Source organism: Photorhabdus viridis, from assembly GCF_040256935.1.
GTDB classification, from domain to species: domain Bacteria; phylum Pseudomonadota; class Gammaproteobacteria; order Enterobacterales; family Enterobacteriaceae; genus Photorhabdus; species Photorhabdus viridis.
This window is the reverse complement of sequence record NZ_JBEJZY010000328.1, coordinates 1-338: the sequence shown is the minus strand read 5'-3', so window position 1 is coordinate 338 and position 338 is coordinate 1. Positions and strand designations below refer to the sequence as shown.

General features: G+C 46.7%; 1 pseudogene. It reads right to left on the bottom strand.

Features of this window, described 5'->3' with window-relative positions:
- Nucleotides 1–114: 114 nt before the first annotated feature.
- Nucleotides 115–338: pseudogene (locus ABR397_RS23585) on the bottom strand (PAAR domain-containing protein); the annotation flags it as partial.

Here is a 338-nt window from a genome sequence, read left to right as displayed (position 1 = left end):
TTCCGGTGATAATGGTCAGCAAACCCGTCATTAATCCTCATTAATGAGGAAATATCTGCCCCTCAGTCTGCGATAAGATGACACGAAGACGAGGGATCTCAGGAATAGGCCAGCTCATAACGATGACTCAACTTGGTTATGAGGCATTGAACTCAATACTCGACACCCACACTGGCAGCGACAATAATGCACCACTACAGCACGACCATTTTCCTGAACGGTATTATCCCCTCAATAATGGGATTAATACCGTGCCCCTCTAGCGGACAATGAATGAGATCCCCTACCAAAGCGGCCTGTTTACCGTCGAAATACATTGTTGAAGAAGCGGTGATCAC